This window comes from Tabrizicola sp. (assembly GCF_030694085.1).
Lineage (GTDB): Bacteria > Pseudomonadota > Alphaproteobacteria > Rhodobacterales > Rhodobacteraceae > Tabrizicola.
The window spans coordinates 25378-42445 of record NZ_JAUXZE010000042.1; the positions used below are offsets into that span (position 1 = coordinate 25378).

Here is a 17068-nt window from a genome sequence, read left to right on the forward strand (position 1 = left end):
TTCTGCCGAAATCGGTAGGAGATCAGCATGCAGGTGGCAGTGCGCGACGGGTCGGCGATCGGGTTGCTGCAGATCATGGCCGCGGCCGCGCTTTGGGCAACAGTGGGTGTCGCCAGCCGGATGATTCCCGCATCAGAGACGCTTTCGGACGTCGTCATGGGAGTAGCGCGGATGGCCGTGGGCGGGCCGGTGATCCTGGCGCTGGCAATTGTCAGTCGGCAGGATCGGTTTGCCGCCTTCCGGCGGCTTGATCTGCAGCAGCTTCTGGCATTTGCAGCGGGATGTGCGGTTTTCCAGGTCTGCCTCTTCCGGGCCTTCACGCTTCTTGGGGTGACGGCAACGGTGTTCGTGACGGTCTGCCTTCCGCCGCTTCTGGCCTGTGGCTGGTCCGCCATCCGGGGGAGCCAACCCGTGTCCCGGGTGGCGCTGCTGGCCTTGGGTCTTGCGGCCGTGGGGCTTGCAATGTTCGCGGTGGGCCACGGCCAGGTTGCGTCACCCCAATCGCTGGTGCCGGGTCTGGGACTGGCCCTTGCGGCCTCGATCGCCTTCGTGGTGATGACCGAAAGTGCCAGGGACATGACCCGCGAAGTCGGCCCGCTGATCGTGGTCGGTGCGGGACTGACGCTGGCGGGGATCATGCTGCTGCTGGGCCTCGTGCTGCTTGATCCGCAGTCGATCGCCCCACCGGCCCAGAACGGCTGGAAGACAGTCGCTCTGGTGATCTATCTCGGCCTCGGTCCCACGGCGCTTGCCTATGTCATCTACTGCTCGGGCGTAGCACGGTGCCGGTCCGCGGGAGTGGGGCTTATCGCCTCGATGGTCGAGCCGGGACTGGCGGCGGTGCTGGCTTGGTTGGTCTTGTCCGAGAGACTGGGCTCTGCTGAACTGATTGGCTGCGCGATGGTCAGCGGGGCGATGTTGATCTTGTGGTGGTCCGAGCGCGCGGAACTGAGAGGCTGAGCGCCAGTTTACTTCGGCAGCACCACATGGTCGGATGGGCCATCGGAACCGGGGGCGGCGATGGTGGCGGGACTTGAGACGGCAGCAGTCAACCTTTTCACGGCTTTGGCCTGCGGCGCGATCATCGGCTCGGAGCGCCAGGTCCGGCAGCGCATGGCGGGTCTTCGGACCAATGCGCTGGTCGCTTTGGGGGCCGCGAGCTTTGTGATCTTCTCGGGCCTGTACCCGGATGAAGTCAGCCCGACCCGGGTGGCGGCTCAGATCGTGTCGGGGATCGGCTTTCTGGGCGCAGGGATCATTTTCCGCGACGGGTTCAACGTCCACGGGCTGAACACGGCGGCGACGCTGTGGTGTTCGGCGGGTGTTGGCATGATGGCCGGAAACGGGGCTTGGGAGCATGCAATTCTGCTGACCGGGATGGTGGTCTTCGTGAACCTGGGCCTGCGTCCGCTGGTCAAGCTTCTGAAGCACTACACGCGGGCGGGAATCCCAGTGATCCGGGCCTATCGGGTGCAAGTGGCCGTGAACCCCGCCCAGGAAGTCGAGGTGCGCAGCCTGATGCTGCGGACGCTGTCGCTGGGAGGCTTGCATATCTCGGAGATCGGTGTGTCGCCAACGGACCAGGGGCAGACGCTTGACCTGTCCGCGACTGTGACGGCGGAAGCCGTCGGTGAAGTGGCGCTGGAACAGGCAGTGCAGCGGCTTGCCGCTGAGCCGGGTCTGATCCGCGTGCGATGGGAGGCGCTGGAAGACGGCTGATGTTTCCCCGTCGGTCCGGCAATGCTAGACAGAAGGCGAGGCAGCCTGTAGAAGGCCACCGTTAGCGCTAACAGCGCCCTCGCAGGAGACGATCATGGTTTCGCGTGTCATTCCGGTGGATGTCTTCGATCTGGTGATCTTCGGGGGCACAGGCGATCTTGCGCGCCGCAAGATCCTTCCGGGGCTTTACCGTCGGTTCCTGGCGGGCCAGATGGTTCCTGAAAGCCGGATGATCGGGGCAGCGCGGGCGGATCTGACCGATGAAGCGTTCCGGCAGCAGGTGCGTGAGGCTATCGCCGAGTTCGTCCCGAAGGCCCGTCAAGATGATGCGGCAATCGAAGGCTTCCTGGGGCGCATCCACTATGTCTCGATCGACGCGACGGGCACCGGGGGCTGGGCTGCGCTGAAGGCGCTGATGCGCGAGAACGTGGTGCGGGCGTTCTATTTCTCGGTCGCGCCCAGCCTGTTCGGCGATATCGCGCAGCGGTTGTCCGAGCATCAGATCGCCGATGCCTGGAGCCGGATCGTGGTGGAAAAGCCATTCGGCCGCGATCTGGCCAGTGCGAAGGCGTTGAACGAGGTGCTGGCCAAGCATTTCAACGAGACGCAGATCTACCGGATCGACCACTATCTCGGGAAAGAGACGGTCCAGAACCTGATGGCGGTACGCTTTGCCAACATCCTGTTCGAGCCGCTGTGGAAAGCCGAATACATCGACCACGTCCAGATCACGGTGGCCGAGACGGTCGGCGTCGACGGGCGCGGGGCTTATTACGACAAGTCCGGCGCGATGCGGGACATGGTGCAGAACCACCTGATGCAGCTTCTGTGCCTGATCGCGATGGAGCCGCCGTACCATTTCGATCCCGACGCGGTGCGGGACGAAAAGCTGAAGGTGATCCGCGCACTGAAGCCGGTCAAGACCGAGGATATCGTCCGGGGGCAATACGGGGCAGGGCGTGGCGAAAAGTCTTACGTCGTGCACTCGGAAAACCCGGCGTCGAAGACGGAAAGCTACATCGCGCTGAAGGTGCAGATTTCCAACTGGCGCTGGCAGGGGGTGCCGTTCTACCTGCGGACCGGAAAGCGCCTGCGCGCGCGGGCGTCTGAGATTGCGATCACCTTCAAGCAGCCGCCACATGCGATTTTCGACGACGCAAGCGGTTGGCACGAGAACGTGCTGGTCATCCGGCTGCAGCCGAACGAGGGGATGAACCTCATGGTCATGATCAAGGAACCCGGCCCCGGCGGCATGCGCCTGATGCAGGTCCCGCTGGACATGTCCTTTGCCGATGCCATCGACGATGCCGAGGACGTGCCGGACGCCTACGAACGCCTGATCATGGATGTGATCCGGGGCAACCAGACCCTCTTTATGCGCGGCGACGAGGTTGAGGCTGCCTGGGCCTGGACCGACCCGATCATCGAGGGCTGGGAGGCGCGGGGCGACAGGCCCCAGACCTATGACCCCGGATCCTCGGGTCCCGAAGACGCGTTGATGTTGATGCACCGCGACGGTCGGCGCTGGCGGGAGATACGCGAATGAAGCTGGAGACCTACCCGGACCGGGAGTTTCTGATGCTGGGCCTGGCCAATACCATCGCCGGGCAACTGGCCGATTTCCTGCGGCGCGAAGGCAAGGCAACCCTGTCGGTGCCGGGGGGAACGACTCCGGGACCGATCTTCGATACCCTGTCCGGGGTCGATCTGGACTGGGCTAATGTGGCTGTCGTGCTGAACGATGAACGCTGGGTGCCGGAGTCGTCAGAGCGTTCGAACACCCGGCTGGTGCGCGAGCGGTTGCTGCGGGGCCGGGCGGCGCAGGCGCGCTTGGTGCCCTTGTATGCCCCTGCCGAGCAGCCCGAAGAGATGCTGCAGGCGCTGGAAGACGGCCTGAAGCCGCATCTGCCGATCTCGGTCCTGCTTTTGGGGATGGGGGCGGACATGCACACGGCTAGCCTTTTCCCCGGCGCGGACCGGCTTGAGGAGGCGCTGTCCTCGCAGGCTCCGGCGCTGCTGCCGATGCGGGCCGCGGCTGCGGGGGAGCCGCGGGTCACCTTGACGGCACCGACCTTGAGGGAGGCCTTCAACATTCACCTTCTGATTACCGGGCCGGAAAAGCGGGCCGCTTTGGAGCGCGCGATGACCCTGACCCCGATGGAGGCGCCGGTGCGCGCCGTCCTTGACAACGCAACCGTGCATTGGGCGGAATAATATGAGCAAATGGGCTGAACTGCAACGGCTTCACGATGCGAACAAGGGCCGGCATATCCTTGATCTCTTTGATGAAAGCCGTTCCGCTGACTTTTCGGTCCGTACCGACGGAATGTTGTTCGACTACTCCAAGACCAACATCGACCTTGCGACCCGCGCGGCATTGGTGGCCCTGGCCAAGGCATCGGGCGTCGCAGAGAAGCGCACGGCGATGTTCTCTGGCGCCAAGATCAACGACACGGAAGGCCGGGCGGTGCTGCACGTGGCGCTTCGGGCGGGCGACGACGCGGTCATCACAGTCGATGGCAAGGACGTGCTGCACGAGGTCCGCCGCATCCGTGCGACATGTGCGGCATTTGCGCGGGAGGTACGATCCGGGGCGTTCAAGGGCCAGGGCGGAAGGATCACCGATGTGGTGAACATCGGTATCGGTGGGTCGGACCTTGGGCCGGCGATGGCTTATCTGGCTTTGGCGCCCCTTGCGGACGGCCCGCGCTGCCATTTCGTCAGCAATGTGGATGGTGCGCATATCCACGACGTGCTGCGCGGTCTGAACCCGGAAACGACCCTGGTGATCGTCGCCTCGAAAACCTTCACCACCATCGAGACGATGACCAACGCCGACACGGCGAAACGCTGGATGGCTGAACGGGTGAAGACCCCTGCAGCGCAGTTTGCGGCCGTGTCGACGGCCGTTGACAAGACAGCCGCTTATGGCATTGATTCATCGCGTGTTTTCGGATTCGAGGATTGGGTTGGTGGGCGCTATTCGATCTGGGGTCCGATCGGGCTTTCCCTGATGATCGCCATCGGTCCAGAGGCGTTCGATCAGTTTCTGGCCGGTGGCCGGGCGATGGACCAGCACTTCCTGACCGCACCGTTCGCGGCAAACATGCCGGTGATGCTGGCTTTGGTGGGTCTGTGGCACAACCAGCTTTGCGGCTATGCGACACGCGCGGTTCTGCCGTATGATCAACGGCTTGCGCGGCTTCCTGCATATCTTCAGCAGCTGGAGATGGAGAGTAACGGCAAGCGCGTGGCCATCGACGGCACGGACCTCGAAACCCACTCTGGCCCCGTGGTCTGGGGCGAGCCCGGGACGAACGGCCAGCACGCTTTCTACCAGCTGATTCACCAGGGCACGCGGGTCGTGCCATGCGAATTCCTGGTGGCCCGGCGCGGACATGAGCCAGACTTGGCACATCAGCACCTACTTCTGGTGTCGAACTGCCTCGCGCAGGCCGAGGCGCTGTTGCGCGGGCGGTCACTGGACGAGGCGCGGGTGATCATGGCGAAGAAGGGTGCGACGGGGACCGAGCTGGAGCGTCAGGCGCGGCATCGGGTGTTCCCGGGCAATCGGCCGTCTACCATACTCGCCTACGACCAGCTGACGCCCTTCGTGCTGGGACAGATCATCGCGCTGTATGAACACCGGGTGTTCGTCGAGGGCGTGATCCTGGACATCAACTCTTACGACCAGTGGGGGGTCGAGCTGGGCAAGGAACTGGCGCTGGCCCTGCAACCGGTGCTGGAGGGCAGGGCGGGGACGACGGGCAAGGATGGATCGACCGCGGCGCTGGTCGGGTTCCTGCGGATTTGACCTTGCACAACGCAAAAGGACCGGGGCCAGGAGACCTCGGTCCTTTGTATTCAAGGCGTTGCGCGGCGAAGTTACTTCAGTGCTACGGTAACGATCACCTCGACCTTGTAGTCGGGGGTCGCCAGTTTCGCCTCGCCCGTTGCGCGGGCCGGAGTGTGGCCTTGCGGGACCCAGGTGTCCCAGACCGAGTTCATTTCGGGAAAGGTCGCCATGTCGGCCAGCCAGATCTGGGCCGAGAGGATGCGGGTCTTGTCGGTCCCGGCCTTGGCCAGGATCGCGTCGATCGCGGCCAGTGCCTGGGCGGTCTGGTCCGCGACCGAGCCGCCAGGCTCGCCAAGTTGGCCAGCGACCCAGAGGATGCCGTTATAGGCCACGGCCTCGGACATGCGGGGGCCGGTGCCGTAGCGGGTGATGTCGGTGTTCATGGGGCCTCTCCTCATTGGCGTCGGGCGGCTGGTTAGCCGGTTCCGCGCCGGAACGGAAGTCAGTTCACGCGACGGCAGTTGAACTGGTCGCCCGAGGCGCCGGAAACCCAGGTAAGCCCGGTCTGTGTCACTGCGGCCAGCGCGATCGTGTAGCCGTTGGCAAAGCGCAGGATGTAATTGCGCCCATCGCGGCTGACGCTTTGCATCGTGTAGGTGTTGGAGCCGTTATTGTAGGTGCTGTTTGTAAATGTGAAGGTATCGACACCGCAATCCCACGAACCGACAAAGGCATAGGGCTCGGTCGGGCCGGTCTCCTGCAGGCAGGCGGAAAGGGCAAGGCAGAAGGGCAGCGCAAGACCACGAGGGGACATATGCAGATCCTGAAGCGGCGTTTTCAGCAGGCTTAAGCGCCCGCGTGCCGGTGTCAATCTTCGATATAGGCTGGAGCGGGTGAAGGGAATCGAACCCTCGTCGTAAGCTTGGGAAGCTTCTGCTCTACCATTGAGCTACACCCGCGATGGAAGCGATCTAGCCATTCCAGGCCAGAAAGGCAAGTCGGTCGCAGCGCGAATTCCGGGGCACGGCGTCTGCAAAACACAAAGGGCCCAGTGATCGCTCACGGGCCCTTGATGGTGTTGGCTCCGGCGGTAGGGATCGAACCTACGACCAATTGATTAACAGTCAACTGCTCTACCGCTGAGCTACGCCGGAACACGGGCGGGTCTATAGCAAGGCCGTCAGGGGGCGGCAAGGGGCAAATGGCGGGAAACTTGTCCTGGCTTCAGCGGCGGACAAAGCGGGCGTCCGGCCGCAGGTCCGGTTCAGCCGCGACCAGTTTTCGCGCTTCGAGATCAATGAGATGCGCCAGAACATTGCGTTCGGCAGCGGGAAGAAGATGGCGCGGAGTGTCCAGATAGACGCGGCGCGTCAGGTCCGGGATATCTGCTGCGACCCGCGTCAGCGCCCGGAGTATCTGGGCTTCGCGCTGGCGGCGATGCGTCACCAGTTCGGCCAGGCGCCCGGCGGGGTCGGCGACGGGATCGCCATGCCCCGGCAGTAAACGGCGCCACGATCCGGCAGCCAGTCGGGCAAGCGACGCCATATAGTCCGCCATGTCACCATCTGGCGGCGATATGATGGTCGACGACCAGCCCATCACATGATCGCCCGAAAACAGAAGGTCTCCAAGAGCCAGGCAGATATGGTTGCCCAGGTGTCCCGGCGTGTGGAGGACTGCAAGGCTCCAGTCCGGTCCATGGAGCGTCTGGCCCTCGGCAAGGCAGTGGTCGGGTCGGAAGTCGCGGTCCAGCCCCTCGGCGTGGGCAGGCAGGCTTGGGGCCAGGCGGTCCATCAGCGGACTGCGACCGTCTGTCGCCGTGCCAAAGGCGTGAATCGGAGCACCTGTTGCAGCCGACAGACGGCGGGCAAGTGCCGAGTGGTCCAGATGCGTATGGGTGACGACGACATGACTGATGCGCTGACCGGGACCAACAGCCCCAAGAATCGCCTCGAGGTGGCCTTGGGCATCGGGCCCGGGATCGATCACTGCAAGGTCGGTCGCCCCCACCACCCAGGTATTCGTCCCCTTGCCCGTCAGCGGTGATGGGTTCGGGGCCAGAAGCTGTCGGATCGGAGGGTCGCTGGTCATGGGCTCTCGGCTTTCCAAGCGGGGGCAGGGCGGATAGGCTGGCGGGCGATGTCGGTCTTTCAACGTATCCTTCCCAGAGGTCTTTACGGTCGCGCGGCACTGATCCTGATCGTGCCGATCGTGGCGCTTCAGCTGGTCTTCTCGACCGAATTCATCCAGCGCTTCTATGAAGACGTGACCAGCCAGATGACGCAAGGTGTTGCGATCGACCTGGGCTTCCTTCTGGACCAGATCGATTCCAGCGCCGACCTGGCCGAGGTCCGGGCGCGGGTCGTTCCCATGGCCGAGGCGCTGCAGATCACGGTCACGGTCCCAGCCGGTCCGTCCGCGCCGGTGGAGGACAGGCTTGCCCTGATCGACCTGTCAGGCGGCACCATCATTTCGACCCTCCGCGAGCGGCTGCCAACGCTGGTGGCGGTCGATCTGACCGGCGAGAACCGGATCGTCGTACTGCGCTTCGACAGCCAATTAGGTCCAGTTCAGGCCGAGGTAAGCCGCCGCCGGATGTCTGCCGCCAATCCACATCAGCTGATCGTCCTGATGATCGTCGCCTCGATCCTGCTGACGATCATCGCCTACGTCTTTCTGCGCCGCCAGCTGCGTCCCATCACCAAGCTGGCCGAGGCCGCCGAAGAGTTTGGCAAGGGCCGCATGGTTGATTATCGCCCGCGGGGGGCGCAGGAGGTGCGCGCGGCGGGGCGCGCCTTCATGGACATGCGTGCCCGGATCGAGCGCCAGATCGAGCAGCGGACCCTCATGCTATCGGGCGTCAGCCACGATCTGCGCACGCCGCTGACGCGGATGCGGCTTGCGCTGTCGTTGATGCCAGAGGATGCCGAAGTGGCGGCGCTGCAGGCCGATGTCGTGCAGATGGAGCGTATGGTGGACGAGTTCCTGGCCTTTGTCCGTGGCGATGCGATGGAGGGTTCCGAGGTCACCGATCCAGTGGCGCTGATCCGAAGCCTGGTTGACAGGGCGGGGGACCGCGTGAGGTTTGCCGGGATCGAAGGCGTACCGGAGACGGTCGAGATGCGACCGCAAGCTGTCGGCCGTGCTGTGGAAAATCTGATCTCGAACGCAAAGCGCTACGGCAATCGGGTCGAGGTGCGACTGACCTTCCTGGAACGCAGCCTGCGGATCGCGGTCGAGGATGATGGTCCTGGCATCCCGGCTGAACGGCGGGACGAAGCCATGCGCGCCTTCACGCGGCTTGATGCATCACGGGACCCCAATCGGGGGGCCGGGGTCGGGCTTGGTCTGTCGATCGCCTCGGACATCGCGCTTAGTCATGGTGGCGCCTTGCGTCTGTCGCAAAGCGCCGCGCTGGGGGGGCTGAAAGCCGAGCTTGTGATCGCGCGCTAGGCTATTTCGAGGCGCCGACGACGATGATCCAGTGCAGCTTGTTGTCCGGGGCGGGGCTGACCGCGATGCCGACGCCAACTTCGCGGGCCTTGCGCAAAAGGATGTTGTCCTTGTGTTTGGGCGAGTTCATCCACCACTGGACGGCGCGGGCGCCCGAGGCAAAGCCGCGTCCGGTATTCTCGGCGGCGGTGCGGAAGGCGTAGCCGGCCTTGCGCAGCCTGGTCTTCAGCGTGCCCCCGTCCGACGAGGTATGGCTGATCGATTTGCGCTTGGCGTTGTCACAGGCATGGCCCTGTGCGGCCTTGTCAAGCTTGGCCGACAGCACCAGCGCGGGCAAGCCGCGCGCCTTGCGCTCGGCATTCAGACTGCTCAGCAGTTCCTGCTGCATTGCGCTGGCATTTGTCGGAACCGTGCAGCCAGCCTGGGCAGCGCCGGCGAGGCACAGGAAAGCGGATGCGGCAGCGGCCGCAAGGGTCGAACAGTTCGGCATGTCTGGTCCCCGGTCAGTGGCAGCTTTCCAGTTTCAGGATCAGTTGGGCCAGAATCGGGCAGAATGTGGCGCAAACCAAGAATTACGCGAGAAAGATGCCTTCGGACACTCAACCCTGGGTCACATAAGCGAAGTGTTGCCGTGCACCTGCGCAAACGTGAGAACTGTTGCAGTCGGTTCGTGGCATGGTGCGAAACGACTGGGGGACGGCATGCTTGATGGAATGATCCGCGAAGTGATCGACGCGCCGCTCAACCGGGGCGGGCGCTGGCTTGCGGCCCGCGGCGCTTCGGCGGATGCGGTGACCGTGGTCGGTCTGGCTCTGGGGCTGACGGGGGCTGCGCTGGTGGCCCTGGGCTTCAGCGGGGTGATCGTGGCACTTCTGGTCCTGGCAAGCCGCCTGGCCGATGGGCTTGACGGCGCGGTGGCACGGGCGCGGGGCAAGTCTGATTTCGGCGGCTATCTCGACATCGTCTGCGATTTCACGTTCTACGGGGCGATCCCCTTTGCCTTCGTGCTTTGCGATCCAGCATCGAACGGGGCCGCGGGGGCCTTTCTGCTTGCGGCCTTCTACGTCAACGGCGCCACATTCCTGGGCTACGCGATCCTGGCCGCAAAGCGCGGGATGGAGACCGTGTCGCGGGGCGAGAAGTCGCTCTACTTCACTGCGGGCCTTCTGGAAGGGACCGAGACCATCCTCTTTTTCCTGCTGATCGTGCTGATTCCCACAGTCTTCGTCCCGGCTGCCTGGATCTTCGGCGCGCTGTGCCTTGTCACCGCCGCTGCGCGTGTGGCGCTGGCGGTGCAAACATTCCGTTAGCCCATCACGGCCTCGCGAAATCGGAAGAAGCCGTGCGTGGCATGGGGCCAGGCCAACCGATCATGGTCGCGCAGGACGCGCGTCACGGCGATGCCCCTTGAAGCGGCAAGCCGGGCCAGGTCGTTCAGCGCCGTGGCAATGGGCCCGGTCGGCGCATGGGGCGTCGCAATCTGCGTCACATTTTCATTCTCGGCCAGGGCCAGAAGGGCAGGCAGGTCCGCCGGTGTGAAGCGGGGCGCGTGGGGCGCGGCCAGCCGGGAAAGCGCATCGGTCACCCCTCCTGCGGTAAAGCGATCCACCGGATCGGCCACGGCAAGCGGTGAGCGGCCCGCGACATCGGTCAGCACAGCCACGCCACGCGGGCGCAGGCCTTGGTGCAGCAGGAACTCCGGGCTCAGGTCCTCTTCGGTCACCAGAAGCAGGCTTGGCACGGTCGGGTCCAGCGCATCGCCCCCGGGTGCAAGGCGCGGGGCCGGGATCGGCGACATTGGCAGCGGCGGGGCCTCGGTCGCCAATCCCTCGGGCCGGAAGCGGCCCTTGGTGTTCAGGGCGATATTCTCGGCTGTCGCAAGATAGGTCTTCCCCGGCGTCTGCAGGCCCCCTACCCAGCGCCAGCTCAGGGTGTTCGAGGCCGGGTCGCCGTCGATCAGGTGACGCAGGAAGAAGTCCGCCCCCAGCTCCCATGGCAGCCGCAGGGTGAAGATCCAGATCGAGGCGAACCACATCCGGGCATGGTTGTGCAGGTAGCCGGTCGCGACCAGCTCCTCCGCCCAATGATCGAAGCCGTCGATCCCGGTCTCGCCCAGCATGGCCGCCTCGGCGCGCGCGGCCAAGCCCGGCTCGGCCGCCAGCCGGTTCAGCGCCGCCTGCACGCCCCGGCAGTAGGTTGCCCAGACAGCGGGCCGCAGTTCAAGCCAGCCCTTCCAGTAGGTGCGCCACCACACCTCGGCCAGAAACTTTTCGGCGCCCTGTGGGTGCGCCTTCATGGTCGCCGCGATCACCTCGGCCTCGGTCACCAGCCGGAGCCGCAGCCAGGGCGACAGCGTCGAGACATGGGGGTGCCCGGGAAGGTCAAGGTTGCGCAGCGCCGCGTAGTCGCGGCCGGCACGGGGCAGGAAGGCGGTGATGCGGTCAAGACCGGCGGCGCGAGTGGGCGTGAACATGGCAAAGGTCTAGGTCGCACGGGCGGTGATTCAAGCCTGCATCACCCCTTCGGCAAAAGCGATGGGGGTGCCTTGCAGCCCCCGTTCCGCCCCACTAAGACTCTGGCAATACATTCGACGATATTCCTCGGAAAAGACAGAAGAGGCAGGCACCGATGCGCGATCCCGTTGAGCACTACATGAACACGCTGGTCCCCATGGTCGTCGAACAGACGAGCCGCGGGGAACGCGCCTATGACATTTTCAGCCGGCTGTTGAAGGAACGGATCATCTTCCTGGGCGGTCCGGTCCATGACGGCATGTCCAGCCTGATCTGCGCGCAGCTTCTGTTCCTGGAATCGGAAAACCCGTCCAAGGAAATCAGCATGTACATCAACAGCCCCGGCGGTGTCGTGACCGCGGGCCTGTCGATCTATGACACGATGCAGTACATCCGTCCGAAGATTTCCACTCTGGTTATCGGTCAGGCGGCCTCGATGGGGTCGCTGTTGCTGACCGCCGGCGAGAAGGGGATGCGCTTCAGTCTGCCGAACAGCCGGATCATGGTCCACCAGCCCTCGGGCGGATATCAGGGCCAGGCGACCGACATCATGATCCACGCGCAGGAGACGCTGAAGCTGAAGCGCCGCCTGAACGAGATCTACGTCAAGCACACCGGCAACGACTACGACACCGTGGAAGCCGCGCTGGAGCGCGACAACTTCATGTCGGCCGAGGATGCCAAGGCCTGGGGCCTGATCGACCAGATCCTGGAAAGCCGCGGAAAGGCCGACGATACGTCGAAGTGACGCCCCATTCCCGCCGGATGGTCCGGCGGGTTTTTCGGATTGTGGTGCCTTGGGGGTTGGCCTAAACTTCCACCAAGGCACCGGCCCCGCGACACGGGGAAAGCTTAGAGGACTGCGGATGGCGAACAACACCGGCGGCGACAGCAAGAACACTCTCTACTGCTCGTTCTGCGGCAAGAGCCAGCATGAGGTGCGCAAGCTGATCGCGGGCCCCACGGTCTTTATCTGCGACGAATGTGTCGAGCTTTGCATGGACATCATCCGCGAGGAGACGAAGACCACGGGTCTGAAATCCTCGGACGGCGTGCCGACCCCGCGCGAGATCTGCAAGGTGCTGGACGACTACGTGATCGGCCAGATCCACGCCAAACGGGTCCTGTCGGTGGCGGTCCACAACCACTACAAGCGTCTGAACCATTCCTCGAAGAACGACATCGAACTGTCGAAGTCGAACATCCTGCTGATCGGCCCGACAGGCTGTGGCAAGACGCTTCTGGCGCAGACGCTGGCGCGCATCCTGGACGTGCCCTTCACCATGGCCGATGCCACCACGCTGACCGAAGCCGGTTACGTGGGCGAGGATGTGGAAAACATCATCCTCAAGCTTCTGCAGGCGTCGGAATACAACGTGGAACGCGCACAACGCGGGATCGTCTACATCGACGAAGTCGACAAGATCACGCGCAAGTCGGACAACCCCAGTATCACCCGGGACGTTTCGGGCGAGGGTGTGCAGCAGGCGCTTCTGAAGATCATGGAAGGCACTGTCGCCAGCGTTCCGCCTCAGGGCGGCCGCAAGCATCCTCAGCAGGAATTCCTGCAGGTGGATACGACGAACATCCTTTTCATTTGCGGCGGCGCTTTTGCGGGCCTGGAAAAGATCATCGCGCAGCGCAACAAAGGCTCGGGCATCGGCTTCGGCGCTGATGTTAAGGGCCCCGAAGAACGCGGCGTGGGTGAGCTCTTCAAGGAGCTGGAACCTGAGGATCTGCTCAAGTTCGGTCTCATCCCGGAATTCGTCGGCCGTCTGCCGGTGATCGCCACCCTGACCGACCTGGATGAGGCCGCGCTGGTCACCATCCTGACCGAACCCAAGAACGCCCTGGTCAAGCAATACCAGCGCCTGTTCGAGATTGAAGGCGTCAAGCTGACCTTCACCCCGGACGCCCTGATCGCCATCGCCAAGCGCGCGATCAAGCGCAAGACGGGCGCGCGCGGGTTGCGGTCGATCATGGAGGACATCCTTCTGGACACCATGTTCGAACTCCCCGGCATGGATTCGGTCGAGGAAGTCGTCGTCAAGGATGAGGCCGTGAACAACGGCGCCAAGCCGATGCTGGTCTACACCGAGACCAAGAAGAAAGAGCCGGTCAAGGCCTGAGCCTTTGACATGATGGATCGAAGGCGGGCCATGTGCCCGCCTTTTCCATTTGAGCGGGATTGGTGGTGGCCGCGGCTTGGCTTGGCGCTTGACCCTAGACCTCGGCCCGGCTTTCCGCCATATGGGGGGAAACGAACCCGGAGGCCGCACATGTATTTCCTCAAGCGCCTGCTGACCTGGTGGAACAGCCAGACCATCGGCACCCAGCTGTTCACGGCCCGCAAGGGCGTGCGCGTGGGCGAGGACGATGCGGGGAACATCTTCTACCAGACCGCCGATGCCAAGCGGCGCTGGGTGATCTACAATGGCGACATGGAAGCCTCGCGCGTGTCGCCCGATTGGCACGGCTGGCTGCACTACACCTGGGACGAGCCGCCGACCAAGCAGCCCCTCAAGCACAAGGCCTGGGAAAAGCCGCACCAGGAGAACCTGACCGGCACCGAGGCCGCCTATGCGCCCCCCGGCTCGATCCGCCGGGTAGAGCCCGTCGCGCGCCGCGACTACGAGGCCTGGCAGCCCGAGTGATGGCTTACGAGCGTGCAGAAATCGTGGCCGGGGCGGCGGTTCTGGCTATTGCCGCCGCCTTCGCGCTTTACGCAGTGCAGGGGTCGGGCGTGGTCAGCCAGCCGTCCAGCTATCCGCTGACGGCCAGCTTCCGCTCGGTCGAAGGGGTCAACGTCGGCACCGACGTGCGCCTGGCCGGCGTCAAGGTCGGCACCGTGACCGCCTTGTCCCTGAACCCCGAAACATTCTTCGCCGATGCCACCATCTCGATGCGCAACGACGTGGCCTTGCCGGTCGATTCCACCCTTCTTGTGTCGTCCGAGGGTCTGCTTGGCGGCACCTTCGTCGAGGTGCAGCCCGGCGGCGCGCTGGAGGTGCTGGAGCCGGGCGGCGAGATCGAAGACACTCAGGGCGCGGTCAGCCTCATCACCCTTCTGATGAAGTTTGCCGGCGGCGGCGGCGAGGGCAACGCGGTCCCGGACGCGACGGCGACGCCATGAGGGCGCTCGCCGTCTTCCTTGCAATGGCGTTTCCCGCGTCCGCGCAGGAGGTCCAGCCCGCTGGTCCCGAATTCTCGGACTCGCAGGGTGCCGAGCTTCGCTTCCTTGACAAGCTGACCAGCGAAACCGGCGATGTCGAACTGGGCGTTGGGCAGGCGGCAAAGTTCGGGCGCCTCGTGGTCCAGCTGGACAGCTGCCGCTTTCCGACCGGCAACCCGGCTTCGGACGCCGAAGCCCATTTGACGATCCTGGAAGAGACGACCAACACCCAGCTCTTCGCAGGCTGGATGCTGGCCTCGTCTCCTGCGCTTTCGGCGCTGGATCACCCGCGCTACGACGTCTGGGTGCTGAACTGCGTCCTGCCGGAAGCGCGCGCCACGGACGCGACTGACACTGGCGACGGCGAATAGCCCACGGGATCGAAATGCGCGGTCTGGCCCAGCGCCTCGGCAAGCTGTCGATGATAGTCTGCCCTCGGGATTTCGGTCCCGCCAAGGCTTGCCAGGTGTGGTGTCAGAAACTGCGTGTCAAAGAGCCGGAACCCCCCCGCCCACAAGCGATGGACCGCGAAAGCCAGTGCAACCTTGGATGCATCGGTCGCGCGCGAGAACATGCTTTCCCCGAAGAAGGCAGCGCCAAGGGTGACACCGTAGACTCCTCCGACCAACTTAGGGCCATCCCAAACCTCGACGCTATGGGCAAAGCCAAGCTGGTGCAGCTGCACGTAAAGCCGCTGGATGCGGTGGCTGATCCAGGTTTCATCGCGTGCCGCACAGGCCTCGACCACCGCGTCGAAGACTGTGTCCGTGGTGACGCGATAGCAGCCTGACCGGACGCGCTTGGCCAGCGAACGTGACATGTGAAATCCGTCCAGCGGCAGCACGCCGCGGCGGCGCGGGTCGATCCAGTGGATTTCGGGATCGTCGCGGCCATCCGACATCGGGAAAATGCCCGTCGCATAGGCGCGCAGCAGGACGGCCGGGGTAAGGTCTTCGAAGGACGTTGTCTCGGTCACCTACAAAATCCTTTGAAGGATTTTGCAAAAGCCTTTCAGGACTTTTGCGGCGGGGCGACCCTGTCGGAACGCCCCGTCAATTCAGGCGAACTTCTGCGCCAGCCACTTTTCCAGCCAGTGAATGTTGTATTCGCCGTTCTGGATGTCCGGTTCCGCCAACAGCAGGTGGAACAGCGGAATTGACGTGTCGATTCCGTCGATGATCAGCTCGGACAAGGCACGTTTCAGACGCGCCAAAGCCTCGGGCCGGTCGCGGCCGTGTACGATCAGCTTGCCGATCAGGCTGTCGTAATAGGGAGGAATCCGGTAGCCGTCGTAAATGGCGCTGTCCATCCGCACGCCCAGGCCGCCCGGCGCATGGAACTGGGTGATCCGGCCGGGGCAGGGCGAGAAGTTCGGGATCTTCTCGGCGTTGATCCTGACCTCGATGCAGTGACCGTTGATCTCCAGCTCATCTTGCGTGAATGACAGGCCCATTCCAGAGGCGACGCGGATCTGTTCGCGCACAAGGTCGACGCCGAAGATGCCTTCGGTCACCGGATGTTCGACTTGCAGGCGGGTGTTCATCTCGATGAAGTAGAACTTGCCGTCTTCGTACAGGAACTCGATCGTGCCCGCGCCGATGTAATTCAGCTTCTTCATAGCGTTGGCGCAGATCATGCCGATCTCGCTGCGCAGCTTCGGCGTGATCGCCGGGCCGGGGGCTTCCTCGAACACCTTCTGGTGGCGGCGCTGCAAGGAGCAGTCGCGTTCGCCCAGATGCACCGCATCGCCCCTGCCGTCACCGAAAACCTGTATCTCGATGTGGCGTGGGCGCTGGAGATATTTCTCCATGTAGACTTCGTCGTTGCCGAAGGCGTTCTTGGCTTCGCTGCGGGCGGTGCGGAAAGCGATCTCAAGCTCGGTCGCGTTGGTGGCGACCTTCATGCCCCGTCCGCCGCCGCCCGCGGTGGCCTTGATGATGACGGGATAGCCGATTTCTTCCGCGACGGTCTTCGCCGTCTCGAAGTCAGGAACTCCGCCGTCCGAGCCCGGGACGACCGGAATACCCAGCTCCTTAGCGGTCACTTTGGCGGTGATCTTGTCGCCCATGATGCGGATATGTTCCGCGCTGGGTCCGATGAAGGTCAGGCCGTGATCTTCCAGCGCCTGCGCGAAAGCGGCGTTCTCTGAGAGGAACCCGTAGCCCGGATGAACCGCCTGAGCGCCGGTGATCTCGCAGGCCGAGATGATCGCGGCCTTGGACAGGTAGCTTTCCGAGGACGGGGCCGGGCCGATGCAGACGCTCTCATCAGCCATGCGGACATGCATCGCGTCGGCGTCTGCGGTGGAATGAACGGCGACCGACTTGATCCCCATTTCCTGGCAGGCCCGGATCACGCGCAGCGCGATCTCACCCCGGTTGGCGATCAGGATCTTATCGAACATGGGTGTCTTCC

At 64.1% G+C, this 17068-nt stretch carries 19 protein-coding genes and 2 tRNA genes; 12 read left to right on the forward strand and 9 right to left on the reverse strand.

The features are described 5' to 3' along the window. Nucleotides 1-27: 27 nt before the first annotated feature. The 5 genes from Q8M85_RS10630 (at nt 28) to pgi (ending at nt 5533) form a co-directional block, all read left to right on the forward strand. Complete coding sequence (locus tag Q8M85_RS10630; protein WP_305544038.1) at nt 28-960, forward strand: DMT family transporter; 933 nt, start codon at nt 28-30, stop codon at nt 958-960. Nucleotides 961-1020: 60 nt separating this feature from the next. Next, entirely contained in the window at nt 1021-1719 is a 699-nt protein-coding gene (locus Q8M85_RS10635) for an MgtC/SapB family protein (protein WP_305544041.1), read from the forward strand. A 94-nt stretch (nt 1720-1813) separates the two neighbouring features. Further along, nucleotides 1814-3265, forward strand: a complete 1452-nt coding sequence (gene zwf / locus Q8M85_RS10640) for a glucose-6-phosphate dehydrogenase (protein ID WP_305544044.1) — start codon at nt 1814-1816, stop codon at nt 3263-3265. Then, on the forward strand, nt 3262-3933 hold the full coding sequence (gene pgl, locus Q8M85_RS10645; RefSeq protein ID WP_305544047.1) for a 6-phosphogluconolactonase: 672 nt from the start codon (nt 3262-3264) through the stop codon (nt 3931-3933). Before zwf ends, pgl begins: the two co-directional genes overlap by 4 nt. Before the next feature lies 1 nt (nt 3934). Beyond that, nucleotides 3935-5533 (forward strand): glucose-6-phosphate isomerase, encoded by a 1599-nt coding sequence (gene pgi, locus Q8M85_RS10650; protein ID WP_305544050.1) that lies wholly within the window; start codon nt 3935-3937, stop codon nt 5531-5533. A gap of 71 nt (nt 5534-5604) precedes the next feature. Here pgi and Q8M85_RS10655 read toward each other — a convergent pair whose 3' ends face one another. The 5 genes from Q8M85_RS10655 to Q8M85_RS10675 all read right to left on the reverse strand — a co-directional run bounded on the left by Q8M85_RS10655 (nt 5605) and on the right by Q8M85_RS10675 (nt 7606). After that, on the reverse strand, nt 5605-5958 hold the full coding sequence (locus Q8M85_RS10655) for a RidA family protein (RefSeq protein ID WP_305544053.1): 354 nt from the start codon (nt 5956-5958) through the stop codon (nt 5605-5607). A gap of 59 nt (nt 5959-6017) precedes the next feature. Beyond that, nucleotides 6018-6329 carry a hypothetical protein gene (locus Q8M85_RS10660; RefSeq protein WP_305544056.1) on the reverse strand — a complete coding sequence of 104 codons (312 nt, stop codon included), beginning with the start codon at nt 6327-6329 and terminating at the stop codon, nt 6018-6020. A 71-nt stretch (nt 6330-6400) separates the two neighbouring features. After that, nucleotides 6401-6474: transfer RNA gene (locus Q8M85_RS10665), tRNA-Gly, on the reverse strand. Between the two features lie 120 nt (nt 6475-6594). Then, nucleotides 6595-6669: transfer RNA gene (locus Q8M85_RS10670), tRNA-Asn, on the reverse strand. Between the two features lie 70 nt (nt 6670-6739). Continuing rightward, the gene (locus Q8M85_RS10675; RefSeq protein ID WP_305544059.1) at nt 6740-7606 is read right to left on the reverse strand and encodes an MBL fold metallo-hydrolase; all 867 of its coding nucleotides are present in this window, start codon (nt 7604-7606) and stop codon (nt 6740-6742) included. Between the two features lie 48 nt (nt 7607-7654). On the opposite strand from Q8M85_RS10675, the gene Q8M85_RS10680 reads away from it, so the two are divergent. Further along, on the forward strand, nt 7655-8968 hold the full coding sequence (locus tag Q8M85_RS10680) for an ATP-binding protein (protein ID WP_305544061.1): 1314 nt from the start codon (nt 7655-7657) through the stop codon (nt 8966-8968). A 1-nt stretch (nt 8969) separates the two neighbouring features. Here Q8M85_RS10680 and Q8M85_RS10685 read toward each other — a convergent pair whose 3' ends face one another. After that, on the reverse strand, nt 8970-9458 hold the full coding sequence (locus tag Q8M85_RS10685; RefSeq protein WP_305544064.1) for a CAP domain-containing protein: 489 nt from the start codon (nt 9456-9458) through the stop codon (nt 8970-8972). A 211-nt stretch (nt 9459-9669) separates the two neighbouring features. Between Q8M85_RS10685 and Q8M85_RS10690 the strand changes: the two genes are divergently transcribed. Next, nucleotides 9670-10278 (forward strand): CDP-alcohol phosphatidyltransferase family protein, encoded by a 609-nt coding sequence (locus tag Q8M85_RS10690; RefSeq protein ID WP_305544066.1) that lies wholly within the window; start codon nt 9670-9672, stop codon nt 10276-10278. Here the strand turns inward: Q8M85_RS10690 and Q8M85_RS10695 are convergent. Next, nucleotides 10275-11441, reverse strand: coding sequence for an FAD-binding domain-containing protein (locus Q8M85_RS10695; protein WP_305544068.1), 1167 nt, complete (start codon nt 11439-11441; stop codon nt 10275-10277). The genes Q8M85_RS10690 and Q8M85_RS10695 overlap by 4 nt on opposite strands. A gap of 155 nt (nt 11442-11596) precedes the next feature. On the opposite strand from Q8M85_RS10695, the gene Q8M85_RS10700 reads away from it, so the two are divergent. The 5 genes from Q8M85_RS10700 to Q8M85_RS10720 all read left to right on the forward strand — a co-directional run bounded on the left by Q8M85_RS10700 (nt 11597) and on the right by Q8M85_RS10720 (nt 15024). Next, complete coding sequence (locus Q8M85_RS10700; RefSeq protein WP_305544069.1) at nt 11597-12229, forward strand: ATP-dependent Clp protease proteolytic subunit; 633 nt, start codon at nt 11597-11599, stop codon at nt 12227-12229. 118 nt (nt 12230-12347) lie between these two features. Next, nucleotides 12348-13610, forward strand: coding sequence for an ATP-dependent Clp protease ATP-binding subunit ClpX (gene clpX, locus Q8M85_RS10705; protein WP_305544071.1), 1263 nt, complete (start codon nt 12348-12350; stop codon nt 13608-13610). Nucleotides 13611-13760: 150 nt separating this feature from the next. Next, nucleotides 13761-14135 (forward strand): NADH:ubiquinone oxidoreductase subunit NDUFA12, encoded by a 375-nt coding sequence (locus Q8M85_RS10710; protein WP_305544072.1) that lies wholly within the window; start codon nt 13761-13763, stop codon nt 14133-14135. Then, the gene (gene mlaD, locus Q8M85_RS10715; RefSeq protein WP_305544074.1) at nt 14135-14614 is read left to right on the forward strand and encodes an outer membrane lipid asymmetry maintenance protein MlaD; all 480 of its coding nucleotides are present in this window, start codon (nt 14135-14137) and stop codon (nt 14612-14614) included. Before Q8M85_RS10710 ends, mlaD begins: the two co-directional genes overlap by 1 nt. Continuing rightward, on the forward strand, nt 14611-15024 hold the full coding sequence (locus tag Q8M85_RS10720; protein WP_305544075.1) for a DUF2155 domain-containing protein: 414 nt from the start codon (nt 14611-14613) through the stop codon (nt 15022-15024). The genes mlaD and Q8M85_RS10720 overlap by 4 nt, the downstream gene beginning before the upstream one ends. Here Q8M85_RS10720 and aat read toward each other — a convergent pair. Both aat and accC read right to left on the reverse strand, forming a co-directional pair. Then, a complete protein-coding gene (gene aat, locus Q8M85_RS10725) occupies nt 14946-15629 on the reverse strand; it encodes a leucyl/phenylalanyl-tRNA--protein transferase (RefSeq protein ID WP_305544077.1) in 684 nt (227 codons plus the stop codon). The genes Q8M85_RS10720 and aat overlap by 79 nt on opposite strands. An 81-nt stretch (nt 15630-15710) precedes the next feature. Further along, on the reverse strand, nt 15711-17057 hold the full coding sequence (gene accC, locus Q8M85_RS10730) for an acetyl-CoA carboxylase biotin carboxylase subunit (RefSeq protein WP_305544079.1): 1347 nt from the start codon (nt 17055-17057) through the stop codon (nt 15711-15713). Between the last annotated feature and the right edge of the window lie 11 nt (nt 17058-17068).